Consider the following 26,735-nt stretch of genomic DNA (forward strand, 5'->3'; position numbering starts at 1 on the left):
CTATGAAAAAGTTTTTCTCTAATTATCTCCGGGATAAGGATATCCAGCAATTGATAGGCAAGCAACTGCGTATAGGTGTGATTACCTCCAGCATTATTGTATTGATTGGCGGGGTGATTTACCTGATCCGTCATGGTCATGAACAGCCGTCTTATGGCAATTTTACCGGTGTTCGCGAGGGGTTGACGAACCTGCGGGGTATCTGGCAGGGGGTGCTGGAAAATAAAGGCATGAATATTATCCAGTTGGGAGTGGTGTTACTCATTGCTACGCCTATTATTCGTATAGCCTTTTCTGTTATAGCATTTTTACTGGAGAAAGATTACCTGTATGTAGTGTTGACGCTGGTAGTACTGGGTGTTATTATGTTTAGTATGTCTGGCGGGCTTGCCGGGTGATTGTTTTTTCCAGGATTGTACTGATTTTGGGATTTTAAAAAGATAATAGCAGGCGTCTCAATTTTTTTGAGACGCCTGCTTATGCTAACAAAGCATTTGTATTCGTCAGGAAAATTTTAGATGCCAGTTAATAATTCCTTAATATCTGCGTCTGGCAATTACAACGACCGGATAGATTCCGTTCATCTCAGCAGCGGACGATTTGATGTGCGCTTCAAAAACTAATTTCTAAAACCTGTATACTGAACAGGCACAGCGGCCATCGAAGTATTCCAACACTACAGGCTTACCGCAATTACCGCATCCGTGGCGTCCGGAGTGGTGGCAGGTAACTGAATCACCAGCTCTTCTCCGTTTGCAGTAGTAGGCACGTTTTTACCATTGGCCAGCAATCTGGCGCTATTCACTTTTCCTTTTACACCGGGTACATGCAACTGACCATCAGCAGGCCAGTTGAATACGTGCAGGTATAAGGTAGTTTTATCACCATTTTTCTTTTGGGTGCAGCGGCCCCAATCCAGTGCCGGCAACGGGCTGCCTTGTGTGCCATAGATCGATTCTCCGTTTACCTTCATCCACTGGCCAATGCCTTTCAATGCAGTGAGACTACCTTCGGGGAATTGTCCCAGCGCATCCGGGCCTACATTGAGGAGATAGTTACCATTTTTGGAAGCGATATCTACCAGGTTACGTATAAGCGTTTCCGTAGTTTTCCATTTGTGATCATAGCTTTTATATCCCCAGGTGCCGTTCATGGTCATGCAGGTTTCCCAGTCGCGCCCATCCAGTTCTGCCTGGGTAGGGATTTTCTGTTCCGGTGTTTTATAATCGCCGGGGAAGTTGGGGCGTTTCAGGCGGTCGTTGGTGATGATATTGGGTTGCAGTGCCAGTACGGTTTGTAGTTTTTGTGCATATTCATCTGTCATGTTGGTAGGGGTATCCCACCATAATACGGCTACATCGCCGTAGTTGGTGAGGAGTTCCTTTACCTGTGGTACAGCTACTTTATCGATGTATTCGGACATGGTAGCACTGGTTTGCAGCGGGTCCCAGTGGCCGGTGTTGGCCATTGTATAGGCGTCTATTTTAGCGGAATCCGGGTTGGGCCATCCTTCGGTGGCAATTTTGCGGGCAGCGGCGCCACCGGGATTGTTCCAGTCCTGCGCCTGGGAGTAGTAGAAGCCCAGTTTGATACCATATTTTTTGCAGGCGGCAGCCAGCGGGGCCAGTACATCCTTGCCATACGGGGTAGCATCTACGATATTCCATTTGCTGGCATTGGATTTAAACATGGCGAATCCGTCGTGGTGTTTGGCGGTAATCACAATATATTTCATGCCGGCGTCCCTGGCGGTTTTTACCCAGGCGTCTGCATCGTATTTCACGGGGTTAAATTGTTTGGCGTATTGCTGGTATTCCAGCACCGGGATTTTTGCGCGGTTCATGATCCATTCGCCGCCGCGGCCAACCTGCTGACCTTTGTAGTTGCCGGCCAGCTGGGCATAGTCGCCCCAGTGGATAAACATGCCGAAGCGTGCTTCCCGCCACCATTGCATGCGTTGATCATGTGTGAGTGTAGTTTGTGCTAACAGGATGGACGTCGGTATTAACAGCGCCACCAGGAACAGGAGCCCTTTTTTCATAAACATAATGTGGATATTATATATTATGCAATCGTTTGCATAATATCGGTAAAAAATAAGCGCTTTGCGCTCTTATCTTCCAATAACAAACTAAATATCTATAAAAAAAGCAGAACAAACTGGACTGATTTTACCAGAACCTGATATTTTTTTATGTAGTTATTTCATTGGAGTATCATTATAGCCGGAGTGGGATATCAATATATTTTCTGACGGCGGAGATTACTTAGATATTCAGGTGTCATCCCCAGGTAAGATGCAATATCTTTCAGCGATACAAACTGTGTGATGTCGGGATGACTTCTTATAAAGTTGATGTAGCGGTCCCGGGCAGATAGCATGAGTGTATCGGTGATCTTCTTATGATGTGCACAAAGTGCATCCTGGTACATCTTCCTGAAAAACCTTTCGATAGAAGGAGACTGGTCCAAAAGGGTATCAAAAGTAGCCTTATTCAGTTGCAGTACTTCGGTATTTACAACGGCTTTGATGATAACGGTAGAGGGGACCTGGTTAAAATAGGAATTGAGATCGGAGGCCCATCTTTCCGCTGGTACCAGCAGGATACAATGTTCTTTCCCCATTACGTTTAAGTTATAGGTTTTAATGAATCCCGTTAAAACAAAGTTCTGATGTCGGCACACCTCTTCATTTCTCAGTAGCAGTTCTCCTTTTTCCAATTTCCGATAAGTAAAAGACTCCTCTATTAATGTAATATCGGCGGGCGTAACAGGGACATATTTTTTAATATACTTGATCAGTTTGTCGTGCATCTCCAGGTACTTATAAAAACTTCATAATAAACAAATCGTAACTATTTCTTAAGATTTCTTAAGATTTTCTTTATCCGAATGACGGAATATTGTTTCAGATTAATTAATGACAATGCTGCTGGATAGATAGTAGAAAATAATGGCTCATAGACTTAACACGCTAATATCGGGTTCTTTTAGATATGCAGCAGCATCATTGTTAACAATGATTAATCGACTGATTTTGTAGACAAAAATATACTACAATCACTTTTTGGCAAAAAAAATCCGGAAATTTTCCCAGGAAATATGTTACCCATGGATTATCCTATTGCAGATAGAAATGCCAACATTTTTCCGGCTTTTAAAGATGATCTGCAAGGCTATCAGGATAGTGCAGCGAAAAGGTAGAATAGTATCCTCCCGGCATGTTGTATAAAATAGTTGAGCAAGCAATATATTATGAGGTGTTAATGTCGAGCATATAAACCCAATCACCTGACATGAAATAGTTCCTATGATTATCAGATTTTGAACATCATTATGCCCTAGTAGGCGCGTTTCAGTGCTAGTATATACCCAATAAATCCATGTAGCGGTTTTGCGCTGGCACCCTATCCCGGGGGCTTGCAGCAGATTTCTCATGTGCCCTGGAAATTGTCTCTCAGGAAGTTTTCCAGATGCTGATTTCCTGGGAATCGCCAAGTCATTCTTAAAACCCAAATAAAAATGCACATGAAAACACTGTTTTCTAAAAGAAATGCGGCACTCGCATTAGCTGCCGCTCTGTTGTTAAGCAACTTTTCCTATGCCCAAACCGGCAATTCTAAAAATGTAGCAAAACAAGTTAGTAACCCTGATTATCAGAATGCATCTGCAAATCTTGACAGTGAATGTACCCCTGTGCTGGCTACTGTTGTAGCAGTAACGGAGGCTGTGGTGGCTGTTGGTGAAGCTGTTGCAGCTACCGCAGTAGCTTACACTGCTGTTAAAACAGCGGAGGGCTTTCTCACGTCTGCCGACAATGCTTCACAGGAAGCAAGACTGGCATCACTGGATTAATCCAAAGGTTCTACATAACAGGGCTGCCGTGTGGCCCTGTTATGTAATTACATTAATATCTCTACTCTTTTATCCAATGAATAAAATACTGAGTGTTGTCATACTTTTTGCTTTTGTGATCTTTTGGGCATCCAATATTTTTTTTAATCTGCCAGACAACCCAATTAAAATAAAATTCAGCAAAGAAGAGGCAGCTTTTCAATCTGTGTTGTTCCAGCGGTGGTCTTTCTTTGCCCCGCCACCTAAAAACAACGAGCGCTTATACTATTTTTTCAGAAGCAAATCCGATACAACTCAACAAGTGGTATTTGAAGTACTTGGCCCTATTACCGCCAGAAAACAACAAACAGCACCTTTTAATATGCTGGAGGAAAAGGAAGACTATATCATTTCGGGATCTATCTCTGAAGTAAACGATTTCCTTTTTCAATACACCAATGAACTCAAGTTCAGACATAAAGATAAACCCGAGGCAGAACTTGTGCAGATGGCAACGCAACAAGCCTGGGCTGTCAGGGCAAAACTGAGTGGTATTGCAACCCTGACAAAATATGGTACGTTGATCGCTGCCCAGCATCATATCAGCACTGACTATGAAATGAAATTTATGATTGCACAGTTGCCTATTCCCAAATTCGTTGACAGGAATAAGGTAACGGAAAGAAACAGCCCCGGAGTTAAAACATTCGAAACGCCATTTATAGCCATTCCAAAAGGGTAATTATGAAGAAGTTAGTAACCTACTTACAGTCAACCAACAGAAGCTCAATAGCACTTGCCATCCTGAGAATATTTATATGTTTACACCTGTTGAAAAAAATTATTCTGGAATGGCGCAATATGGAGTTGATCTATGGCCCAACCAGCATCATATCGCATCTCCCCATGCGTTTCGGACAATATGTACTTGATTCTACCGTGTTCAGAGAACATTTCCATTTGTTGCTCACTTGCTACATACTGGTGATCCTGTTGTTTTTCTTTGGGATAGGAAAAAATATCACCAATGTTATACTGATGGCATTCCTGATCCTGTTTCAGCGATTGGACTGGCTGATCCTGAATGGCGGCGATAATCTTCTTTTTTTCCTGGTACTTTATTTAACGTTTGCTAACTCCTTCGATCATTTCGCCATCAGCAAACCATCACTAAAAAGGGAATCTACCCGACGGCTTGTGAACCTGCTGTCAAATCTGGCGGCTTACTCGATCATGTTCCAGTTTTGCCTGATCTATATCGTGTCCGCTATGCATAAGTTACACGCAGATGTGTGGTTTAACGGAATAGCGGTTTATTATACTTTTATGCTCGACCGGTTTAGGGGTACTCCGTTAAACAATGCATTGGCCAGGAATGAATTTTTTGTAACGTTCAGTACCTATTTTACTGTCTTCTTTGAGATGTACTTCCCGGTACTGGTATTTGTAAAGAAACTCAAGCCTTACCTGGTAATGATGGGGCTGGCGCTGCATATGGGGATCTACGTATTTATGATGATCTATGATTTTCAGTTTGTGTTTATTTTCTCTTACATCATTTTCTTTTCAGATGAGGAACTATTATCCTATAAACAACGCTTTATTGACCCCATTAGCGAAAAATTCAGGAGCAAAAAAGAGCCTTCAGGACAGGTATTGCCCAATTAAAACTATGTTGATATGAAAACTATGGAAATAAAACGCCAAATCAAGATGGCATTAAATCAAATGTTCATCGCAACGGTGATTATTTATCTGGGCTGCATCATTTCCTTATATAGTGGATCTGCTTTTTCCATGCTCATTTTTTCTATGTTGCCCGGTATAGCTTATTTACTGACAGCTACTTTTATGCCGGCCTTCACCGGTAAAAGAACATCGCCGTCCCGCACTGGTGTTGTTGACTGGATAGCCCTCGCAGTGTTTTCCGTACTTTTCGCGTATTTATTAGATAGGTTAGTATATGTGATTAGCCCGGATGTTCCCAAAGCCTATGGGAAAATGTTTGAGCGTTATCTGGTAGAGAGTGGAAAAGTCCCCCAGGGTATTAAACTTCGGAGAGTAGAGGTATTCGCCGGACTACCTTTCTTTTTGCAGAATGTTTATACCAATATCCTTGGGATTGCCCTGGGGGTATTTGCAGGACATAGATTGGCGAGGTGGAAAGGGCGTTCTGCAGCCAGCAGTATAAGGGTAAATACATTGATCGAACAACAGTAAATGAGTTATGTTAAGCCTTATTACCGGTATATTGTATCCTTATATTTTGCTGACTGTTTTATTAACAGCGGTATATCTGTGCGGAGAAGCAAAAAACTACCCGGCAAGTCTGACGGTATCCTGGTTGGATATTGCAGGTATTGCTGTCTGGCTGCTTATTGTTATCAATATTCTTATAAAAGAAGATGGTACCAACAAATCTGCTCAGCTTGCAGATTTGTTATTGTATCTGCTGATGTATGTTGCCGCACGATGCTTTTTCCTGCACGGGCATTCGGCTATCCGGGCATTGTTGTTTGTTTTTACGGCAATAGTTTTCCTGGAGGCGGTGATGGGGATACTACAGTTTTCCGGTATGATTTCCCGGACCAATACATTATTTCTGGTCACTGGTACTATGGCTAATCCTGCTGTATATGCCAATTTTATTATTACATTATTACCTGGTCCACTCCTTCTATTGTTCACCTCAATAAGAAAGTGGCAGCGCGTAACGGCGGGGATGATTATACTGTTAGCAGTGACGGCGCTTGGTTTATCGGAGGCCAGAACTGCCTGGGTCGCCTTAATAGTTGGTATGGGATGCCTGTTTGTATTACGCTCTCCGGAAAATATTTCCCGCCTGTCGGTAATATTGAAGCGGCCGGTGGTCAGATATGTGGCGGTTGTTTTATTCCTGTGTGTGGTGGGATTTGCAGGTAAACAATTACTTCAGTTCAAACAGGATTCTACTATCGGCAGATGGTTTGTTTATAAAACGACGTTGAGGATAATCGCTGATCATCCTTTCAGCGGTATCGGCTTCGACCGGTTTAAAATTGTTTTCAATGATTACCAGGAGCAGTATTTCAGGCAGCATCCGGAAGATAAGGCTGCCGCCCGACTTGCATCGCATGTAACAGTAGCGTATAATGAATTTCTTCAAACATGGAGTGAACTGGGAACGGTTGCTCTCTTATTGCTGTCGGGCTTCCTGGTAAAATGGCTACATATTTTTAACCAACTTATAAGAACATCTGATATTCTTGGTCAAATCGTTTATGCATATGGACTATCCGTATTTGTTCTTTGTTGTTTTTCTTACCCATTCAGGAGTAGTACCCTGGTGATAAATGTTTTGCTGCTTGTTGCCATCATGGCCTGGAAGGACCAGCAAATAGTCTTTTCCCTCAAAGTAAATCCACCGGTAGTCAAAGTACTCCGGTGGATGTTGTTTGTTCCCTGTTTACTATTAGCAGCAAGCACACTTCAGTACATTAATCACCTCGGAAGCTGGCAGACACTAACAACTATTGCCAGAAGAAAGGGATTTGAACGGGTAGAAGCCTCATATAGGCAGCTATATCACCAATTGGAAAATGAGCCACAGTTTTTATACACTTACGGTACGGAACTGTGTTTACATGAAAAGTACAAGGAAGCTATTCCTGTGTTAACAAAAGCCGCATTGGATTTTAACTACTATGATCTGTATGTAAGACTGGGAGAGTGTTATGATAGGGTGGGGCAGAAAGAAGCAGCAGAGAGGTCCTATTTAAAGGCATCTTTCCTGGTACCCAACAGGTTTTATCCAAGGTACCGGCTCATGAAGTATTATGCCGCCAATGGCGCTTCGGATAAGGCTGTAAAATGGGCTAATACCATTATTGGCATGGATATAAAGATCCCTTCTGCCCAAATTGACAGTATCAAATTAAAAGCATCTGCATTAATACAATTGCATGGAAAAGGATAAAAACATTTATTGCATTATACTTTCTTTTGCTATACTCACCTGGGCGGGTTGTCAACCTGTACAACCGCATAGTGTTGCATACGCCCTAAAGAAATCAGGAGATAATGAAGTGGAAATTCAGAAACTGCTGCGCAGGTACAACACCCAATCAGATACATTACTAAGAAAATCTGCAGATTTTTTGATTGCCAATATGGTGGGGATGAGTACGGATAGTATCAGTTATGTAAATGCGCAATCACATAGAGTTCCTTTTGATATTTGTTTGTATGAGAACAAAAAACGTTTCCAGGATTTTCTGACATCTGATGATATCAGCGTACAGCGTTACCAGATCGCAGACCTTGGGTTTATAAAAGCTGACTATCTTGAAAAAAATATCGACAGCGCATATACGCTGTTTCGGAATTACGGCCTCCGCAGGAAGATTCCTTTCGAAGTGTATTGTAATTATCTATTGCCATATAAATTGGGAGATGAGCGAATAGAAGACTGGCGGCGATTTTTTTCAGGAAAATTCAATACGTTAGTTAGAGATAGCAACATGTCCGCAAAAGAGATTTATAAAGCGGTTGACAAAGATATCAATCAATGGTTTACCTATAATAAGGAATATGTGCCGGCACTCAATACCCTTAGCCTTTCCCAGGCCCTTGAATTGAGAAGCGGTAATTGTTTGGATATTGCTAACCTGCACATCGCAGCATTGCGAGCTATAGGCATTCCGGCAGCTCTTGAGATAGTGCCATACTGGGGCAATAATAATTTCGGGCATTCAGAATGCGCCTATTGGGATGATGAATCAGCGGGCTTTAAGTTACCTGATAGCCTCCGTTTTTATTATGGCGCTCCGAAAGTATTTCGTAAAACTTTTGCAGCACAGGAGAGTGAGGCTGCCAGGTTAAACAAGCTGGGAGTAAAGAAAATGAATATCCCTGAGCTCTTTTTTAACGATCGGTTACAGGATATCACTACTTTCAGAACCAATGCCGGTAACATTGTGTTGGCGGAATCAATGGCGCCGGAAAATGAAGTTATCTTTTTATGTGTATACAACGCTGCTAAATGGGAAGCAATCAGCTGGGCCGTTGCCGGTAAAAACGGTCGTCTTACTTTTCCCAATGTAGGCAGAAATATTGTATACACGCTGGCTACTTATCACAAAGGTACTTATACATTACAGGGCACTCCGTTTCTTCATAAAAAAGATGGACAGATTGAATTTTTCCGCGAAATAGCTAAAGAACAAACGGAAGATATATGTGTAGAAGGGACCGGTGTAGATGAATGGCTCGGGATTCAACCTGGTCATCAATACCAGTTGTATTATTGGGATGTGGCGACTCACCACTGGTGTTTGATAAAAAACACATCGGCCACAGATCACATACTCACTTTTACAGCTGTTCCCCAAAAAACTTTACTAAGGCTGGCCAAAGCAGGATCTACCGGAATGGAGCGTTTTTTTACTTATGAATCAAATAAACAAATATGGAGATGATAACAGCGCAGGTAAAGAATACAGTTTATTTCGATGGTATTTGCAATCTCTGTAATTCATTTATTGACTTTGTGATAACACGGGATAAAAGAAAAATCATTTTTTATGCCTCATTGCAGTCAGCTTCCGCCAGTGCTTTATTGCATGGGCATGGTATTACCGGTAAATTGAACACCATCTATTTCTACAGTAATCATCAATTCTATAATAAATCCAGGGCGGTGGGCAGAATACTGTTACTTATTGGAGGAGGCTGGAAGATTGCCGGCGTGATTATATTATTAACACCACGTCCGTTAGCGGATGCGGTTTACTCTTTTATTGCCAGGAACCGCTACCGGCTGTTTGGTATGAAAAGCACCTGTAGAATACCTGGAGCTGCAGAGGCTGCACAATTCCTGTCATAACCTGAATTCTTTAATATATTCTTCGACACCAATGAGAAAAATAATCTGTAAAATATTTATCAGCTTTTTTATAATGACACTTCAGGGCTATGCTCAAGTAGGAAAAGCCCGTTTGACAGGGAATATAAAAGATACTGTTACCGGTGCCAGTATAAAGGCGGTTTCGATTGCTTTACTCAAAGCGGAGGATAACAAAATTTGTGGCAGCAGTATTTCGGACGAAGCAGGCAATTTCTTTTTCAACCATATCGAACCAGGTAAGTATAAAATTGGCGTCAGTACTGTTGGTTATGGCAATAAACTATTTCCTGTTAATGTTGAGGTGACTGACACCTTGGTACAATACAGGACGATCTTCCTTAAACGGGAAAGTACTGTTATCAGGGGGATAGAAGTAACTGGCCAGAAGAATCTTATTGAGACCAGGATTGACCGGTTCATCTACCATGCAGACCAGGATGTTACCAATCAAAGTGGAACCGCCGCTGATGTATTCCGCAAAATACCGATGCTGGTGGTGGATCCTAATGGTAATGTGTCTATGTTTGGTTCCTCGTCTATTCGGGTATTAATCAATGGTAAACCCTCTTCTACAGTGGCATTCAGTATCTCAGATGCCATGAAAATAATTCCGGCCTCGGAGATCAGGTCTGTGGAGATTATCACCAGTCCTTCTGCAAAATATGATGCCGAAGGAACCGCAGGGGTCATTAACATTATCACCAAGAAGAAAAACCTGGAAGGTCTTAATGGTACCGCCAATCTTTCGCTGGGTAATCTTAGTAGCTCCGCATCTGGTAGCGTCAACTACCGGAGTGGGAAATTGGGGCTTAACGGAGCCCTGAATGCCAGCTTCAATAGAACGATACTCTACGCAACAAGTGAACGGAATAATTATGTCGGGAACCTTATGACATTGCTCCAACGTACGGATAGCAAAAGCAATACGAGAAACGCCGGCGGACAATTCGGTGCAGAGTATGATCTTGATAGCAGCAGCACAATAAGCACTTCCGTCCGGCTTAATGGTTATCTGCTGGACTATAATAATAGTCTTCTTACAAAGGAAATCGACAGAAACATGGGAATTATGGGAGATAGCGGAAGGTATACCAACGGCGACTGGAAAAATAAAGGTGCAGACTGGATCACGGACTATATCAAACATTTCAAAAATCCACAGCAGGAGCTGACCGCCTCTGTGCAATACAGTACGGGGAAAAGAAATACCTCGTACTTGCTTAACCAGGCAGCTGTAGAAAAAAACGCAGTTTACCGGGAAGATAATTATAATGATGGCAACAATAAGGAATTGACCTTTCAGACAGACTACACACATCCTTTCCGTAAAGGGCGATCGATGGAGGTTGGCTGGAAGTCGATCTTCAGAAGTATGAGCAGCGATTTCGCTACCCAAATTGTGGACGTTGATAATGGTCATTATACATTTGACCCTTCCAGGTCGGGCAACTTCCGTTACAAACAGGACGTGCATGCCATTTACAGCACCTATTCTTTTTCAATCAAAAAAGTATACCTGTTTAAAGTAGGCGCCCGGCTGGAAGAAACGGTGATCTCAGGGGATTTTATGCCGGAAGACACCTCATTTAATAACACCTATTTAAATCTGATTCCGACGATTAGCATTGCAAGGAAATTGAAGAAACCAGGATCTGTTATCAAAGTGGGCTATAGCCGAAGAATACAACGCCCTGGTCTTACTTACCTGAATCCATATGTGAACCAGGCAGACGCCAAAAATATCCGTTATGGTAATCCCGAATTACAGCCGGAGCTTACCGATGCATTTGAACTGGGATATAATACTTTCTTCAAAAAAATTGTTTTCGGTGTAACAGGATATTTCCGTAGCACGGGGAAGATTATAGAGAGTGTCACCGTTATTAATGATAAAGGGGTGGCATTTACTACTTATCAGAATATTTCAAAAAGCAGTACCATTGGCGCCAATTTGTATGCCGTATACTACGTTATGCCCAGGTGGAGTATAACAGGCTCGTTTAATCTCTATCATTATGGCATTCAGAGCGCTGCTGTATATAAAAATAACGGTATCGTATATACGGGGTCTGTTGTTTCCAATCTGACATTCGGGAAAGGATTTGCTGCCAGTTTTGTTGGGCTTTATAATTCATCCAAAGTTACTTTGCAAGGCACTACTTCCGGATGGGGAATGGTATCAATGGGACTAACGAAAGAAGTACTGCATAAAAAAGGAAAGATTGGTATTACTTCCAACAATCCTTTTTGGGCTGAAGTGAAAATTAATCAACGTTTGCAGGGGCCGGATTTTAATCAATATGTGAAAAGCGGTCTGGATTTCAGATCAGTTAACTTAACTTTCAGCTACCAATTTGGTAAAATAAAGAAAACTACCAGGCCTAAAAAACAGGTGATTCAAAATAATGACCTGAAAGAAGAAAGTAATCAGTTGGGCAATGGTATTAAATAAGTCTACATAAATATGAAGCAAGTTGTTATCGTATTCAAAATTATCGGGGCGCTGGGCGTAATAGGTTTCTTTGGTGATAAACATTTTTTATATCTTCTTCCCTTTTATCTGATAGGTGTTATTCTCGGGAAGGTGGAGAAATACAGAAGTAAAAAGCCGGAATCAGGATTAGCAACCACTGCACCGGATCTTACGCACTACTATTCGAGTGTATATTTAAGTCTGCTCAATCCCTTTAATATCGTTTTGCTGGCCAAACAATTGCTGGGCCAGCTATATATTCTGGTATTCTATTCCTATCGGTTACCCTCACCTGCCACTTTTCAAAATAAGGTGCAGTACATCCTGCCTTTCCGGGGAACCTGGAAAGTAGGACGTGGAGGTATTACAGCCGATACGTCTCATTCCTGGAATTTGTATACACAACGTTATGCCTATGATTTTTTTATGACTGATACCGATGATAAACCCAATAACGGCACCGGAAACCATCTTGATGACTATTACTGCTTTGATCAGGAAGTTATTGCGCCAGCAGATGGCACTGTGGTAGCGGTGAAAAATAGTATCCCGGATTATACACATGTGGGTGATCTTTCTGTTGACTGGAAGTCCCGTGATTTCAGGGGGAACTACGTTATCATTCAGCATGCTGCCAACGAGTACAGTTTTATTGCTCATTTCAAACAAGGCAGTATTGTTGTAAGTACGGGTGATGTGATAAAGCAGGGGCAGTTAATTGGCAGATGTGGTAATAGTGGCCACTCCACCATGCCGCATATTCATTTTCATCTGCAAAATAGCCGCAAGTTCTGGATTGCATTAGGTTTGCCAATAACATTCAATGATATTGTGATAGCTGATACTCCAAACAATACAGGAGCCACTTATATTACCGGCGGCCAATTGGTGCATAACTGCCACTAACCTATTTCCTGTTATCTATTATTAATAAATATTCAATTATGAAAGCTCCCATTTTCTCAAGGCGCTCCGCCTGTATCGTTTTTGTTGCAGTTGGCGCTTTATTGATCGCAGAAAGTTATCAAGTTCTTCCTGTTAACCAGGGGAACCATATTATTCTCCCTGGCAAAGGGTGCGGTTTATCCGATAAAGTAGAAGATATGGCATCGACGGTCTCTTTTGCCGTGGTGCCGGAAATAGTAGCTGGTCCGCCTCAATCAGAATTGATATTTACCCCCTCTGTTACAGGGCTTGAAATCAGTGTTGTACAGGAATCCCGTACGGTTGAGGGCAACACATTTATTGCTGGCAGTATGGTATCAGATGAAAGTAAGCTATATGCATTGGAATAGGGGGTCTGAAGTGCCTATATATAATATAATTATGAAGGTTATTGTTGATCTGATGCTATGAAACCAAAAAGCTTACAGACCCGGGTACTTTGCCGGGTTTGTAAGCTTTTGTATTGAAAGACTGACCTTTCAACAGTATACAGTTTACGCCATCTCTACTTCGCGCAGCTCCAATACCTGGGTAGTCCAAACACGCAGTTCGTCTACCATGGCAGGATTGTTCAGCAGAGATTGTCCGTAGGAAGGAATCATTTTTTTCAGTTTCAGTTGCCATGCTTCGGTTTCTACCTCGTTGCGGAAGCAGCGTTTCAGCAGGTTCAACATGATAGAAACTGCGGTAGATGCGCCCGGAGAAGCACCCAGCAGGGCTGCAATGGAGCCATCGGCAGCACTTACTACTTCTGTACCGAATTCCAGGATACCACCATGTTCAGGATCTTTTTTAATAACCTGTACGCGTTGTCCGGCAATTTCCAGTTCCCAGTCTTCCATCTTCGCTTCAGGGAAATACTCGCGCAAGGCTTCCAGCCTGTCTTCCGGCTTCTGTCTTACCTGTGCAATCAGGTATTTGGTCAACGGAATATTATCCAGCCCGGCAGATACCATCGGACGAATATTATTCGCTTTGATAGACAGCGGCAGATCCATGAAGGAACCGTTTTTCAGGAACTTGGTGGAGAACCCGGCGTAAGGGCCAAACAGCAGGGCTTTCTGGCCATCAATCATGCGGGTATCCAGGTGAGGTACCGACATAGGAGGCGCACCTACAGAGGCTTTCCCGTATACTTTTGCACGGTGTTGTGCTATAATTTCAGGATTATTGCAACGCAGCCACTGACCACTTACCGGGAAACCGCCAAAACCTTTTCCTTCCGGAATGCCTGACTTCTCCAGTAATGGCAATGAACCGCCACCTGCACCTATAAAGACGAATTTTGTGTTGATGTTTCGTTTTTCGCGTGTTTCGCGGTTTTTTACCTTGATCGTCCAGCTACCATCTTCTTCTTTCTTGAAATCACGTACATCATGATTGAAGTGGATGGATACGCCGTCCAGTTTTTCCAGGTGGTGAAACAATGCGCGGCTCAAAGCGCCGAAGTTCACGTCTGTACCCATTTCCATGTGGGTAGCAGCTACTTTCTGACCAGCCTCCCGTCCTTTCATCACCAATGGCATCCAGTTCTCCAGTTGCTTCGGATCTTCAGAATATTCCATGGTTTTGAAAAGATGGCACTGCTGCAGGGCTTTGTATCTTTTTTTGAGGTAATCCACATTTTCTTCTCCCCAAACAAAACTCATATGGGGAACGCTTTGTATAAACTCGTGCGGATTGGAAATGATGTTATTTTCTACCAGGTAAGACCAGAATTGGCGAGACACTTCAAATTGCTCTGCAATGTTCACCGCTTTTTTAATATCTACTGATCCATCTTGTTTCTGCGGTGTGTAGTTCAACTCGCAAAATGCGGAGTGACCGGTACCAGCATTGTTCCATGCATCGGAACTTTCGGCTGCCGCCACATCCAGTCGTTCAAAAATTTCAATGGTTAATTCCGGTTCCAGCTCTTTGAGGAGCATTCCCAAGGTGGCACTCATAATTCCAGCGCCGATTAAAACCACATCCGGACCTGTTCCAGCTGTACGCTTGCTTCTAAACATAACCCCATTTTTATTCGAGGTGCAAAGTTACAATCAAAACAATTATGCAGGGTGATTAAATTGGTCGTTTACTACACTTTAACAATATTATTACAATTCTTTCTGAATGGATTGAAAGTTGTGAATAGATGAACCGGTACGCAGGATTTTATATTTTAGTTAAACATCCCGCTATTTAATAATGAACTACCCGGAAATATTATTTTTATTATATGATGAACAGACGCACATTTTTAAAAGGAGTATCCGCCGCAGTCATTATTTCCGCGAGCGGCAAAATTGTATCTGCGGTAAATCCCCGGCACTTCGACAGCAAAACCGTTTTCCGCTTTGCGGTGGGGTCCGACTGGCATTTTGGGGAGCCCAAAACACCTTCCGAACAGTATTTCCTGGACCTGCAAACGGCCTTTCATCAATACCAACAACAGTATCCCTGCGAATTTTTTGTACTCAACGGCGATATCATTCACAATGATCCCGCCCTGCTATTGCCGGCAGCCGCCAAATTAAAGCAGCTACACCCGAAATTGCTGGTCACACATGGTAACCACGACATGGTATCTGCCGAAGCCTGGGAACAGGCCTGGGGAATACCCCTGAACCACGACATCGTGATCGGCAACCAGGTAATTTTACTTGGCAACACCGCAGATGACAAAGGAAAATACCTTTGTCCCGATGTAGAATGGTTTGCCCGTAAACTGGAGCAGTACAAAGCCGCCAATAATATATTCATCTTCTTACATATCACACCCGTAAAATGGACTGATAACGGGCTGGATTGTGCAGAATTCCAGGCGCTGATCAAAAAGTACCCTAATATCAGGGCTATCTTCAACGGACATGACCACGACCAGGACAGCGTGAAAATGCTGAACGACAGTAAAATACCCTTCCTCTTCGACGGCCATATCGGTGGTAGCTGGGGCGTTGGCTACCACGGCTTCCGGGTAGTAGAGCTGAAAGAAGATGGCAGCCTGCTCTCTTTCATCATGAACCCGCTGACCCGCCAGAACGAGCGCGTATTTCCGAAAGTTTAGGTATTTTGCCCGTACATTCGGGATGCTAAAAGAAAAACTATGCTGGAGGAACTTGAAAAAGACTACGGATTTACCTATCCAACACTCTATAAACAATTATATAAAGATGGAATGCTCGACTGGGGCGAGTTTGGCGAAGACTGGCTGGATAAAGTATATCCTGCCATTAAAACTGCTCCTCCATTATTGCTCTATGCCAACGACCTGGAAGTGATGGCGTTGACTACAGTAGATGAAGAAATGGACGAAGGGTTACTGTTTGCTGATCCGGTTCACCAGTTTGTTCCTTTTGCCATGAGCGGCGCGGGCGACTGGTTCGCCTTCTACTTCAATTTACAGAATGGTGAAGACGTACCTATTGTACAGGTATTTCATGATGCCAACGAAGCTTGCATACTGGCTAAAAACCTGCAGGATTTCATCTTCCTGCAGATGCTGGAAGCCGTAACAGACCTGGATCCCAAGTCTCCATCGCTGATTGTACATGGCAATATGAAAGAGAATTGCAGCAATTTCCTGCGCACTCACAGCCCTTATCTGACACCCCGTCAGGCTAAAATTATTGAAGCCGTGTATGATTTCGGCCGGCTCACCAATGTGGCCCTGCATGATATTGTGGAGAAGGAAATGAATTTCGAATGGCTGGACAGTAGTTTTCCATACCAGGTGAAAGGATAGGAGAAAGCATAAAGCTAAAAGCAAAAAGCTATTGTAGCGGATCATTATAGCGGATTCAATATACGCGCTGGTCATTCGCTGCAATAGCTTTTTGCTTTTAGCTTTATGCTTTTTCCTATTCTTTATAAAAATCAATCAACGCCCCAAAATACTGGTCATTCCAGCCTTCTGTAATATCTTCATACGCTTCGTCGGGGATATTGGTATGCTTCAATTCCACATCGGTACCTTTGGGAGAAGGATGTAACTTAATAGTTACGATAGAAGCATTGGCCATATCTTCCTCGTCATCATCCCCGAAATACCATTGCTGCACAATTTTTTTATCCTGTTCAAATTCCAGGTTTTTCCCCACAATACTGGATTCCCATAAAGAGAACTCAGAACCAGGCTCTGTAGACATTTCCGCTACTTCGCCGGTCCACAGTTGAATGGTAGCGGGATTGGTGAGTGCCGCATAAACTTCTTCCGGCGGTGCAGCCAGTATAAAATGTTTTTTATAATCTTTCATGGTTTCAAAACTAGAATTAATTATTTTTCTATAAAAATTGAGTGTATGCAATTTACCAAACTGATCCCAAATATATTTTATTCAGATATGAATGTGGGTTTGCAGCTGTTTGTAGACACACTCGGTTTTGTTATTGCCTACAGAGATGATAATGGAGAACAGCCTTTCTGCATCATCAAACGGGACACCCTGGTGATTCATCTCATTGAAAGTCATGAATGGGCTATCAAAGACAGGCCCCAGATCCGGCTGGAAACAGACGACATTGAAGCTGCATTTGCACTGGTAAAAGAAACCCATCCCGAATTATTACACCCCAATATGCCTGATATACGCCTGCAACCCTGGGGCGCACTCGAGTTTGCTTTAAAAGACAAGGAAGATGTTTGTGTGATTATACAACAACCAGCGTAAGATTGTTTTAAAGTTATGTATCCTATATGATGAAAGTATCTCAAAAGCTGTACAATGAAAAATTGCGAAGTCCGGGCGAACGACTGGCCAGACTAGCCGGGACGCTTGCGTTCATGATACTCGTGTTAGTTATAGCCGGGTTTCTCGTTCCCCGGAAATTTAATGATGGTGCTGTTACCTGGATTATTTTTGGATTGATAGCCTTGTATTTTTTAGTAGACACCATCTACAAAAAAGTGCTCGTATCTATTCATTTCGATTATGAACTGGAAACTGTCATTATTACCAGCAATAACTTATTCTCTAAACCCCAAACAGTACAAATCCCCTTCTGGGAGCTGCGTTTCAAAACCGGAAAAGAAGGCAAGCGATTTATTCCTTACCTGGATATTTACCAGGGTAAAACAAAGGTGATTCGGCTAAATCGTGATAGTATAGGTGAACATACTTTTGATATGATCAGCGAGGAGCTCACCGGACTGGCGCTTTAACTGTTCATTTCCGGTCATATTTTGTTCATTTATGAACAAAGCCAGCGCAGGTAATAGCTGTAACCCCTTTACAGTAAAGACTTGCAACTATGGCAGTTTTCTTGTGTCTTTAACATGCCCGATTCTAAAACCAATTGTTATGGTAAAGAACTACCTGAAAATTGCGCTCAGAAATTTGTTAAAGCACAGGCAAATTTCCTTTATCAACATCTTTGGCTTATCTGCCGGTATGGCGGTTACCATGCTGATTGGCCTGTGGGTATGGAATGAAATATCTTTTGATAAATACCACAACAACTACGATCGTATTGCTATGGTATGGCAGCGGGCCATCAGCCCTACTGAGTCAGGGGCCTTTAACTCAATGCCGATGCCGTTAGCCGCGGAGTTAAGGAACAATTATCCCAATGATTTTAAACAGGTAATACTGGCCAGCGACGGTACACATACTGTCGGCTATGGCGATAAAAAATTTACCAGCAGAGGTGCTTTCATGGAGCCTGGTGGCCCGGAACTATTTAGCCTGAAGATGCTGAAGGGCAGTCGCGCAGGGTTAAAAGACCCCGCCAGTGTGCTATTGTCGGCCTCCTTTGCCAGGTCCCTGTTTGGTGACAGGGAGCCTATGGACCAGCTTATAAAACTGGATAACAATAATGGGCTCACAGTAAAGGTCACCGGTGTGTATGAAGATTTGCCGGAAAATACCAGCATCAATGGCGTTAATTATATTGTTCCCTGGGAGCTGTATGTTACTAAATGGGACTGGGTGAAAAATGCAAAAGACCTTTGGGATTTCAACTCCATGCACATCATTGTACAATTGGCCGATAATGCTGACTTTGATAAAGTGTCAGAGAAGATAAAAAATGTGAAACAACTGCACACCCCCAAAGAGGAGAATTATAGAATAGAGCTTTTCCTGCATCCCATGCGTAAATGGCATCTTTATTCCGGTTTTGAAAATGGCGTGCAGTCGGGTGGCCAAATTCGCTATGTCAGGTTGTTTGGCATCATTGGCGTTTTTGTATTACTGCTGGCATGTATCAATTTTATGAACCTGAGTACTGCCCGCTCAGAGAAACGCGCCAAAGAAGTAGGTATCCGTAAAGCTATCGGATCTATGCGTGGTCAGTTGATTGGTCAGTTTTTGAGCGAGTCTGTATTGGTTGCCCTGTTTTCTTTTGTATTGTCTTTATTATTTGTGTTGGCGGCTTTGCCATGGTTTAACCAGGTAGCTGATAAACATATTCATATCCCGTGGAGTAGCCCCGGATTTTGGATAGCAGGCCTTGGTTTTAGCTTATTTACAGGGATCCTGGCAGGTAGTTATCCCGCCATTTATCTTTCTTCTTTCCAACCGCTGAAGGTATTAAAAGGCACTTTCCGGGCTGGCCGTTATGCCGCTGTGCCCCGCAAAACATTGATAGTAGTACAATTTACTGTGTCAATTATTTTAATCATCGGTACCATTGTTATTTACCGGCAGATACAATTTGCCAAAGATCTACCGGTGGGGTATACCCGCAATGGATTACTTTCTATACAAATGACTACTCCGGAAATCTATTCGAACTTTAATGTAATCAAGCGTGAATTGAAGGCGAGTGGTGCCGTTACGGAAATGTCAGAATCACAGGGCCCGATAACGGACATCTGGACCAGTTCCGGCGACTGGGAATGGAAAGGGCGTACATCAGACCAACAGAATAACTTTTCTGTAATTGGCGCAAAGTACGGCTATGGTAAAGTAGTAGACTGGCAATTTGTGGCTGGCCGTGATTTTTCTGAACAGTTTGCCACAGACTCCATGGGGCTGATATTGAATGAAGCTGCCGTGAAATATATGGGCCTGACAAATCCTGTGGGTGAAACTATCCGGAGAAATCATGAGAATTTTCATGTGTTGGGGGTGGTTAAAAATATGATCATGGCATCGCCTTACGAGCCGGTGCAACCTGCCATTTATTACTTCCTGAAAGAAGGTGGCAATTTTGTGAACCTCCGGGTTAACCCGGAAATAAGCACCAGCAAGGCGTTGGCCACTATCGCGCAGGTGATGCAAAAGTATAATCCTGCTGCACCTTTTGAATATAAATTCGCAGATGAAGAGTATGCAAAGAAATTCAGGGAAGAAGAACGCATCGGGCAGCTATCGACTTTTTTTGCGATACTGGCTATTATGATCAGCTGTCTTGGTTTATTTGGACTGGCCTCTTTCTTAGCAGAGCAGAGAACCAAGGAAATTGGTATCCGCAAAGTGATGGGCGCTTCTGTATTTCAGCTTTGGCAGATGTTGTCGAAAGATTTTGTGATACTCGTAACGCTTTCCTGTTGCCTGGCTATTCCTGTTGCCTGGTATTTCTTACATAAATGGTTAATGCAGTATTATTATCACACCCGTATTGTGTGGGAAATATTTGTATTCACCGGCGTTGGCGCATTGCTGATTGCGTTGATAACGGTGAGTTATCAGGCAGCGAAAGCTGCTATGGCTAACCCTGTTAAAAGCTTGCGGGCAGAGTAATTCATCACCACAGCGAAAACGATTAAGTAATTTATTTCTTTTTGCTATGCAGTAAAAAAAGTATTTTTATCGTGTAAGGATTTACAACCAGATCTGCCACGATGAGAAACACCTGCTTAGTATTACTGCTGTTTTGCTTATGGATGCTGGAATCCCCGGCCCAGGCGTCATCTTCATGGATACGCATTAACCAGTTGGGATATCTTCCTGGTGGTGTTAAAGCAGCGGTATGGGGCGCAAAGGAAAGTGTATCGCCTCACAGCTTTCAGTTGATATCAGCCAACACACAACAAGTAGTATTCACGGGTACATCCAGCGCTGCATTTGGCGCCTATGGACCTTTTCAGCAAACATGCCGTTTGGATTTTACTGCTTTTAAAGAGACAGGAACATATTACCTGAAAGCCGGAACAACCGTTTCTCCTGTTTTTCGTATAGCCGATAACGTTTACGCAGGTACGCCGGATTTTCTATTGCGTTATATGCGGCAACAAAGAAGTGGCTTTAATCCTTTTTTAAAAGATTCCTGTCATACGCACGACGGATACACCATGTACGGGCCTATGCCGGACAGTACCCATGCAGATGTAGCCGGCGGCTGGCATGATGCCAGCGACTACCTGCAATATGTTACTACCTCCGCCAACGCCACCTTTCATTTGCTGGCCGCGTACCGCGACTTCCCGGGCGTATTTGGTGATCAATATGCTGCCAACGGATTACCTGGCCCTAATCATGTAAAAGACGTGCTGGATGAAGCCCGCTGGGGCCTCGACTGGCTGCTGAAAATGCACCCGGATAGTAAAATCATGTTTAACCAGGTAGCAGATGACCGTGATCATCACGGCATGCGCCTGCCCGGAGAAGATAATTTTTACGGCAAAGGCTTTGAACGGCCCGTTTACTTTTGCACCGGACTCCCTCAGGGCCTGGGGAAGTATAAAAATAAAAGTACCGGCGTAGCTTCTACCGCAGGTAAGTTTTCCAGCGCATTTGCATTGGGTTATCGTTTATTTCAACTAACGGATACCGCCTATGCGCAATTGTTAAAGCAACGCGCGTTTTCCGCGTATCAGATGGGACTGGCACAGCCGGGCGTTTGTCAGACTGCCTCTACGCTATCGCCTTATATTTATGCGGAAGACAACTGGACAGATGACATGGAGCTGGCAGCAGCCACCTTGTACCAGGTTACCCGTGAACCACGTTACCAGCAAGCCGCCTGGCAAAATGCACAACAGGAAAAAGTAACGCCCTGGCTGGGAGCAGATACCGCTAATCATTATCAATGGTATCCATTCATCAACCTCGGGCATTATGCACTGGCTACACAAAGCAACCGTGCAGAGAAGCAACAACTGATCAGCTACTATAAATCAGGCATCCAAAAAGTATGGAGCAAGGCGCAGCATAATGCGTTTTATCGCGGCGTGCCCTTTATCTGGTGCAGTAATAATCTTACCGCCGCATTTGCCATCCAGTGTTATTGGTACCGGCAGCTCACGGGGAGCAGGGATTTTGAAGCATTAGAACAAGCCAATATCGACTGGCTATTTGGTTGCAATCCCTGGGGAACCAGCATGGTATACGGTTTGCCGGCAAACGGAGATACACCAGAAGATCCACATTCCGCCTTCTCCGTTATTGGACATTACCGGGTAGATGGTGGCCTGGTAGATGGCCCGGTGTACACCAACATTTACAAAAATCTTATCGGCATACGTTTGTCAAAGCCGGATGAATATGCTGCCTTCCAGAGCGACTTAGCCGTATACCACGATGATGATGGTGATTATAGTACCAATGAACCCACCATGGACGGTACTGCCTCACTGGTATACCTCCTGGCGGCCAAAGCGCAGGAAGGAGCCGGGAAGCGGCAATACGATCATGGCGGTATTATCCGCGGAGATAGTAGTCGCAGGCAGCTGGCACTTGTTTTTACAGGAGATGAATTTGCAGACGGTGGTGCCGTGATAAGAACTACACTGCGGCAACAACAAATACCAGCATCGTTTTTCTTTACCGGGAAATTTTACCGGGACCCGTCAAAACAGGCATTGATACAGCAGTTGAAAGCCGATGGTCATTACCTGGGACCGCATGGTGATCAGCATTTGCTGTATTGCGACTGGCAACAACGCGACAGCCTCCTGGTTACCAAATCACAATTCCTCGACGATCTGACCGCCAATTATAATAGCATGGCGGCGGTTGGTATCTCCCGAAAAACTACTCCCTGGTTTTTACCTGCTTATGAATGGTATAATGACAGTATTACGGAATGGGCTGCCAGCGCGGGTGTACACCTGGTCAACTTTACACCGGGAACAGGCTCCAATGCGGATTATACCTATCCGGAAATGGGAAAACAATACCAGTCTTCTGCTACTATTTATGACCGGGTGTTGCAATATGAAGCGAATCATCCCGGCGGTTTAAACGGATTTTTATTATTGATGCATATAGGTACTGATCCAAGACGTACCGATAAATTTTACAACAAACTTTCGTCGCTTATTACGACGTTGAAAAAGAAAGGATATCATTTTTCAACATTGGAAGCAGTGTTGAAATAACTGTTTCCACCATTACTCACCTAAAAACGTACTGCCCAACTATTTATCACAACTTTTGTCTAACTGCTTTGTTACCCAATAAATATACAAAATTCAAAAAAAGCTTATGAAACACCAGGCCGGCTAAGATTTAATAGCATGGATAGTCCTATTTACAAACCCATTACCTGTAATCAACCAACAAACATCTCATCAAACTTTTTTTATGCACTTATTTTTGTCAACTACAATAGCAAAGGGACGACCCGTGTTGCTATGGCTACTTTTAAATCTACTCGTTTTTTCTGCCATGGCGCAGGTGAAGATTTCCGGGCGGGTAACGGATGAACAAAATACTCCCTTGCCCGGTATCACCGTGATTGTTAAAAATACCAAACAAGGCGCTCAAACAGACGGTGATGGCCGCTACTCCTTTACTGCCAATATTCAAAAGGGTAATTATGCCCTGGCATATTCCGGGATTGGGTTTGCTCCCAAAGAAAGTGTATTGGTGGTGAATGATGCCAATGGCAGCTACACACAAAATATACAATTAACCACCAGCGTATCCAAACTGGACGAAATAGTAGTAACCGGTACTTCTGAAGGTACCACCCGGCGTCAGTTAGGTAACTACATCAGCACGGTGAAAGCCGATGAACTGAGTAAAGGTGGTACCGGTAACGTGTTGGCGGCCCTGCAAGGTAAAACCGCCGGCGCACAGATCTCACAAAACTCAGGCGATCCTGCTGGTGGCGTCTCTGTAAAACTCCGTGGTATCAGTACTATATCAGGATCTACAGAGCCGCTGTATATTGTGGATGGAGTGATTATCGACAACTCTACCACCCGCGTTACTAATGCCGATCCCAGCTATGGTACCGGACCCGACGCCGATAAATTTGTAGGTAACGTAGGGCAAAGCCGCATGTCTGACATCAATCCTGCTGACATCGAAAGAATAGAAGTATTAAATGGCGCCGCTGCGGCCGCCATTTATGGCTCCCGTGCCAATGCCGGCGTGGTGCAGATCTTCACTAAAAGAGGCAGTACCGGCGCCCCGGTAGTAAATTTCTCTACTACGCTATCAATGAATCAGCTCCGGAAAAAACTGGACGTCAACGAAGCGCCGGTTAAATTCGGGGGATCGCCGGATGACTCTACACAGAACATATTAACGCCGGCTGTGGTGAGTACTACACCGGTAAAACGGTACGACTACCAGGACTATATTTTCAGGACCGGTATAGGTACCGACAACAATATTTCTGTAGCCGGTGGTAAAGACAAGACAAAGTATTATGCTTCCGCCAGTTACTTTTATAACCAGGGTATCATCAAGAATACAGATTTCAGCCGGTACAGTTTCCGTGTAAACCTCGACCAGGAGCTGGCCAGCTGGATCAGCTTCAATGCCAGCCTGAACTATGTGTACAGCAAATCAAATGAGAAGCCGGATGGTAATACCTTTTATTCTCCCATGAATTCCGTTACAATCATCGGTAACTACTACGATATACAGCAACGCAATGCTTTTGGCCAGTTGATGAAGGTGGGAGAGCGCGGAAGGGTAAACCCGGTATCTGTGATTGAAGATTTTAAACAGCAACAACATATAGGGAGAATAATTGCCGGCGCCGGCATTAAGCTGCGGCCAATTAAAAATCTGACCGTAGATTATCGCATGGGTATCGATAATTACAACCAGGAAGGAACTACGTTTATGCCAGCCTTCGCCTATTTTGTAAGTCCCGGATTCTACGGTGGTGGTACTTCCCTGGATCCGGCACAGAATGGATATGCCAGTGCCGGGAACAACAATTCCTTTATGATTAACCACGACCTGAATGCTACTTATAACTGGGATATCAATGATAAACTCACTTCGGTTACACAGGTAGGTTATTCTGTACAATACCAGCGTATGCATTACACGCTGGAACAAGGTCGTGGGCTTCCTCCGTTTGTACAAACCGCTGACAGGGCCACCACCATTATTCCCGGCGCTGATCAGCGTACAGAGTTATCTGTTTCCGGAGAATATATTCAACAGAATTTTAAATACCGCAACCAGTTATTTCTTACAGGCGCATTGCGCGTAGATGGCTCATCGGTATTTGGTGTAGATGAAAGAAATCAGCTTTACACTAAATTAAGTGGTAGCTATGTATTGTCCGGAACAGATTATTGGGCAAACTCCGGCCTTGCCAAATGGTGGGATTTGCTGAAGTTCCGCGCAGCCTATGGGGAATCAGGCAACCTGACCGGTATCCCCGCTTATGGCCGTTATAATACTTATAATGCTACTGCCTTTATTGGAGCATCCTCGTTTCAGTCGCCTTCCACTTATACCAATCCGAATGTGAAACCAGAAAAGCAGAAGGAGCTGGAAATAGGAACGGATATGGCTTTCCTGAATAATCGTATATCCTTCTCCGTTAACTACTATAAAAAGCGTGTAGAAGATTTGCTGATTAGCCGTGCTATTGCGCCTACTAATGGTTATTCTTTCTACCTGGACAATATCGGTACGCTACAGAACTCAGGTGTAGAAGTAGTGCTGAACCTTGCGCCGGTAAAAACAAAAGATTTCAGCTGGAACCTGACAGCTATTTACAACCGCAATAAAAATAAAGCGGTAGATATCGGGCAGTCGCTGATCCTTTATAACACAGTGGGCGGTGCACCGATAGGTATTGCTAATGGAGAGCCTATTGGCTTCTTCTACGGTACTTTCTTTGCCCGTGATAACAACGGCAATATCCTGAAAACGCCAGCCGGCATTCCCGTAACAGAAGCCGGTAAGCAGCTAACGCCACTTACATATACGGTAGCACGTGATCCGGCCACCGGCCTGCCACCAACAACAGGGGCATCTGTGCTGAATAAAAAAATTGGCGACCCTAACCCGAAATATACAGCCACCCTGACCAATGACTTCCAGTATAAAAAATTAGGATTACATATTCAATTAGATGCCGTACAAGGCGTAGATGTGTTTAATGCCGACTTCAGAACCAGGCAGGGAGTAGATAATGGGAAGATAGCAGAACAGGAAGACAAAGGATTATTACCGCGTGGTTTTATCTCAGGGAACTACAATATACAGGAATGGCGCATAGACGATGGTTCTTTCATAAAATTGCGTGAAGTGTCCTTCAGCTATGATTTTGGTAAACTGAAAGGACTGAGTGACTTATCATTGAGCCTGGGTGGACGAAACCTGATTTCATGGGATCACTATAAAGGATATGATCCTGAAATAAATGCAGCCGGACAAAGCACTGTTCTGCGGGGCATCGACTTTGGCGCAGTACCTATTCCAAGAAGCTTTAATTTCTCTGTACGCGCAAAATTTTAAACTCACAAACACG

At 43.7% G+C, this 26,735-nt stretch carries 22 protein-coding genes; 18 read left to right on the forward strand and 4 right to left on the reverse strand.

Going from position 1 to position 26,735, the window contains the following annotated elements; genetic code table 11:
- The first annotated feature begins 2 nt into the window (after window positions 1-2).
- A complete protein-coding gene (locus J7623_RS12750) occupies window positions 3-398 on the forward strand; it encodes a DUF1634 domain-containing protein (protein ID WP_291920676.1) in 396 nt (131 codons plus the stop codon).
- 278 nt (window positions 399-676) lie between these two features.
- Here J7623_RS12750 and J7623_RS12755 read toward each other — a convergent pair whose 3' ends face one another.
- Window positions 677-2,041 carry an alpha-L-fucosidase gene (locus J7623_RS12755; protein WP_291920677.1) on the reverse strand — a complete coding sequence of 455 codons (1,365 nt, stop codon included), beginning with the start codon at window positions 2,039-2,041 and terminating at the stop codon, window positions 677-679.
- Between the two features lie 197 nt (window positions 2,042-2,238).
- The gene (locus J7623_RS12760) at window positions 2,239-2,814 is read right to left on the reverse strand and encodes a Crp/Fnr family transcriptional regulator (RefSeq protein ID WP_291920678.1); all 576 of its coding nucleotides are present in this window, start codon (window positions 2,812-2,814) and stop codon (window positions 2,239-2,241) included.
- A 714-nt stretch (window positions 2,815-3,528) separates the two neighbouring features.
- On the opposite strand from J7623_RS12760, the gene J7623_RS12765 reads away from it, so the two are divergent.
- The 10 genes from J7623_RS12765 to J7623_RS12810 all read left to right on the forward strand — a co-directional run bounded on the left by J7623_RS12765 (window position 3,529) and on the right by J7623_RS12810 (window position 13,486).
- Window positions 3,529-3,855, forward strand: coding sequence for a hypothetical protein (locus tag J7623_RS12765; protein ID WP_291920679.1), 327 nt, complete (start codon window positions 3,529-3,531; stop codon window positions 3,853-3,855).
- A gap of 76 nt (window positions 3,856-3,931) precedes the next feature.
- Window positions 3,932-4,576, forward strand: coding sequence for a hypothetical protein (locus J7623_RS12770; RefSeq protein WP_291920680.1), 645 nt, complete (start codon window positions 3,932-3,934; stop codon window positions 4,574-4,576).
- 2 nt (window positions 4,577-4,578) lie between these two features.
- Window positions 4,579-5,502: an HTTM domain-containing protein gene (locus J7623_RS12775; protein ID WP_291920681.1), complete on the forward strand. Its 924-nt coding sequence runs from the start codon at window positions 4,579-4,581 to the stop codon at window positions 5,500-5,502.
- A 45-nt stretch (window positions 5,503-5,547) separates the two neighbouring features.
- Window positions 5,548-6,054 carry a hypothetical protein gene (locus tag J7623_RS12780; RefSeq protein WP_291920682.1) on the forward strand — a complete coding sequence of 169 codons (507 nt, stop codon included), beginning with the start codon at window positions 5,548-5,550 and terminating at the stop codon, window positions 6,052-6,054.
- A gap of 7 nt (window positions 6,055-6,061) precedes the next feature.
- Window positions 6,062-7,789, forward strand: coding sequence for an O-antigen ligase family protein (locus tag J7623_RS12785; protein ID WP_291920683.1), 1,728 nt, complete (start codon window positions 6,062-6,064; stop codon window positions 7,787-7,789).
- Complete coding sequence (locus J7623_RS12790; protein ID WP_291920684.1) at window positions 7,776-9,290, forward strand: transglutaminase domain-containing protein; 1,515 nt, start codon at window positions 7,776-7,778, stop codon at window positions 9,288-9,290. The genes J7623_RS12785 and J7623_RS12790 overlap by 14 nt, the downstream gene beginning before the upstream one ends.
- Entirely contained in the window at window positions 9,281-9,697 is a 417-nt protein-coding gene (locus J7623_RS12795; protein WP_291920685.1) for a DCC1-like thiol-disulfide oxidoreductase family protein, read from the forward strand. Before J7623_RS12790 ends, J7623_RS12795 begins: the two co-directional genes overlap by 10 nt.
- A gap of 31 nt (window positions 9,698-9,728) precedes the next feature.
- The gene (locus J7623_RS12800; RefSeq protein WP_291920686.1) at window positions 9,729-12,170 is read left to right on the forward strand and encodes a TonB-dependent receptor; all 2,442 of its coding nucleotides are present in this window, start codon (window positions 9,729-9,731) and stop codon (window positions 12,168-12,170) included.
- Between the two features lie 12 nt (window positions 12,171-12,182).
- Window positions 12,183-13,097: a M23 family metallopeptidase gene (locus J7623_RS12805; protein ID WP_291920687.1), complete on the forward strand. Its 915-nt coding sequence runs from the start codon at window positions 12,183-12,185 to the stop codon at window positions 13,095-13,097.
- A gap of 38 nt (window positions 13,098-13,135) precedes the next feature.
- Entirely contained in the window at window positions 13,136-13,486 is a 351-nt protein-coding gene (locus J7623_RS12810) for a hypothetical protein (protein WP_291920688.1), read from the forward strand.
- Between the two features lie 144 nt (window positions 13,487-13,630).
- On the opposite strand, the gene J7623_RS12815 is transcribed toward J7623_RS12810, so the two are convergent.
- Window positions 13,631-15,145, reverse strand: coding sequence for a malate:quinone oxidoreductase (locus J7623_RS12815; RefSeq protein WP_291920689.1), 1,515 nt, complete (start codon window positions 15,143-15,145; stop codon window positions 13,631-13,633).
- 212 nt (window positions 15,146-15,357) lie between these two features.
- Here J7623_RS12815 and J7623_RS12820 point away from each other — a divergent pair, with 212 nt between their 5' ends.
- Window positions 15,358-16,185, forward strand: coding sequence for a metallophosphoesterase (locus J7623_RS12820; protein WP_291920690.1), 828 nt, complete (start codon window positions 15,358-15,360; stop codon window positions 16,183-16,185).
- A 39-nt stretch (window positions 16,186-16,224) separates the two neighbouring features.
- The gene (locus J7623_RS12825) at window positions 16,225-16,863 is read left to right on the forward strand and encodes an SMI1/KNR4 family protein (protein ID WP_291920691.1); all 639 of its coding nucleotides are present in this window, start codon (window positions 16,225-16,227) and stop codon (window positions 16,861-16,863) included.
- Window positions 16,864-16,978: 115 nt separating this feature from the next.
- On the opposite strand, the gene J7623_RS12830 is transcribed toward J7623_RS12825, so the two are convergent.
- Entirely contained in the window at window positions 16,979-17,374 is a 396-nt protein-coding gene (locus J7623_RS12830) for an SRPBCC domain-containing protein (protein WP_291920692.1), read from the reverse strand.
- 45 nt (window positions 17,375-17,419) lie between these two features.
- Here J7623_RS12830 and J7623_RS12835 point away from each other — a divergent pair, with 45 nt between their 5' ends.
- The 5 genes from J7623_RS12835 to J7623_RS12855 all read left to right on the forward strand — a co-directional run bounded on the left by J7623_RS12835 (window position 17,420) and on the right by J7623_RS12855 (window position 26,722).
- Window positions 17,420-17,788, forward strand: a complete 369-nt coding sequence (locus J7623_RS12835; protein WP_291920693.1) for a hypothetical protein — start codon at window positions 17,420-17,422, stop codon at window positions 17,786-17,788.
- 26 nt (window positions 17,789-17,814) lie between these two features.
- The gene (locus J7623_RS12840) at window positions 17,815-18,279 is read left to right on the forward strand and encodes a hypothetical protein (RefSeq protein ID WP_291920694.1); all 465 of its coding nucleotides are present in this window, start codon (window positions 17,815-17,817) and stop codon (window positions 18,277-18,279) included.
- Window positions 18,280-18,418: 139 nt separating this feature from the next.
- Window positions 18,419-20,803 (forward strand): ABC transporter permease, encoded by a 2,385-nt coding sequence (locus J7623_RS12845; RefSeq protein WP_291920695.1) that lies wholly within the window; start codon window positions 18,419-18,421, stop codon window positions 20,801-20,803.
- A 101-nt stretch (window positions 20,804-20,904) separates the two neighbouring features.
- On the forward strand, window positions 20,905-23,382 hold the full coding sequence (locus tag J7623_RS12850) for a glycoside hydrolase family 9 protein (RefSeq protein ID WP_291920696.1): 2,478 nt from the start codon (window positions 20,905-20,907) through the stop codon (window positions 23,380-23,382).
- Between the two features lie 205 nt (window positions 23,383-23,587).
- Window positions 23,588-26,722, forward strand: coding sequence for a SusC/RagA family TonB-linked outer membrane protein (locus J7623_RS12855; RefSeq protein ID WP_291920697.1), 3,135 nt, complete (start codon window positions 23,588-23,590; stop codon window positions 26,720-26,722).
- The last annotated feature ends 13 nt before the right edge of the window (window positions 26,723-26,735 follow it).

This window comes from Chitinophaga sp., from assembly GCF_017745275.1.
Lineage (GTDB): Bacteria > Bacteroidota > Bacteroidia > Chitinophagales > Chitinophagaceae > Chitinophaga.

Bases quoted from the DNA above. Each gene is read 5' to 3' on its own strand.
- J7623_RS12770 (WP_291920680.1), top strand. From the start codon at position 3,932: ATGAATAAAATACTGAGTGTTGTCATACTTTTTGCTTTTGTGATCTTT.
- J7623_RS12825 (WP_291920691.1), top strand. From the start codon at position 16,225: ATGCTGGAGGAACTTGAAAAAGACTACGGATTTACCTATCCAACACTC.
- J7623_RS12845 (WP_291920695.1), top strand. From the start codon at position 18,419: ATGGTAAAGAACTACCTGAAAATTGCGCTCAGAAATTTGTTAAAGCAC.
- J7623_RS12785 (WP_291920683.1), top strand. From the start codon at position 6,062: ATGTTAAGCCTTATTACCGGTATATTGTATCCTTATATTTTGCTGACT.
- J7623_RS12835 (WP_291920693.1), top strand. From the start codon at position 17,420: ATGCAATTTACCAAACTGATCCCAAATATATTTTATTCAGATATGAAT.
- J7623_RS12790 (WP_291920684.1), top strand. From the start codon at position 7,776: ATGGAAAAGGATAAAAACATTTATTGCATTATACTTTCTTTTGCTATA.
- J7623_RS12780 (WP_291920682.1), top strand. From the start codon at position 5,548: ATGGCATTAAATCAAATGTTCATCGCAACGGTGATTATTTATCTGGGC.
- J7623_RS12815 (WP_291920689.1), bottom strand. From the start codon at position 15,145: ATGTTTAGAAGCAAGCGTACAGCTGGAACAGGTCCGGATGTGGTTTTA.
- J7623_RS12810 (WP_291920688.1), top strand. From the start codon at position 13,136: ATGAAAGCTCCCATTTTCTCAAGGCGCTCCGCCTGTATCGTTTTTGTT.
- J7623_RS12760 (WP_291920678.1), bottom strand. From the start codon at position 2,814: ATGCACGACAAACTGATCAAGTATATTAAAAAATATGTCCCTGTTACG.
- J7623_RS12755 (WP_291920677.1), bottom strand. From the start codon at position 2,041: ATGAAAAAAGGGCTCCTGTTCCTGGTGGCGCTGTTAATACCGACGTCC.
- J7623_RS12800 (WP_291920686.1), top strand. From the start codon at position 9,729: ATGAGAAAAATAATCTGTAAAATATTTATCAGCTTTTTTATAATGACA.
- J7623_RS12850 (WP_291920696.1), top strand. From the start codon at position 20,905: ATGAGAAACACCTGCTTAGTATTACTGCTGTTTTGCTTATGGATGCTG.
- J7623_RS12775 (WP_291920681.1), top strand. From the start codon at position 4,579: ATGAAGAAGTTAGTAACCTACTTACAGTCAACCAACAGAAGCTCAATA.
- J7623_RS12855 (WP_291920697.1), top strand. From the start codon at position 23,588: ATGCACTTATTTTTGTCAACTACAATAGCAAAGGGACGACCCGTGTTG.
- J7623_RS12750 (WP_291920676.1), top strand. From the start codon at position 3: ATGAAAAAGTTTTTCTCTAATTATCTCCGGGATAAGGATATCCAGCAA.
- J7623_RS12840 (WP_291920694.1), top strand. From the start codon at position 17,815: ATGATGAAAGTATCTCAAAAGCTGTACAATGAAAAATTGCGAAGTCCG.
- J7623_RS12765 (WP_291920679.1), top strand. From the start codon at position 3,529: ATGAAAACACTGTTTTCTAAAAGAAATGCGGCACTCGCATTAGCTGCC.
- J7623_RS12830 (WP_291920692.1), bottom strand. From the start codon at position 17,374: ATGAAAGATTATAAAAAACATTTTATACTGGCTGCACCGCCGGAAGAA.
- J7623_RS12820 (WP_291920690.1), top strand. From the start codon at position 15,358: ATGATGAACAGACGCACATTTTTAAAAGGAGTATCCGCCGCAGTCATT.
- J7623_RS12805 (WP_291920687.1), top strand. From the start codon at position 12,183: ATGAAGCAAGTTGTTATCGTATTCAAAATTATCGGGGCGCTGGGCGTA.
- J7623_RS12795 (WP_291920685.1), top strand. From the start codon at position 9,281: ATGGAGATGATAACAGCGCAGGTAAAGAATACAGTTTATTTCGATGGT.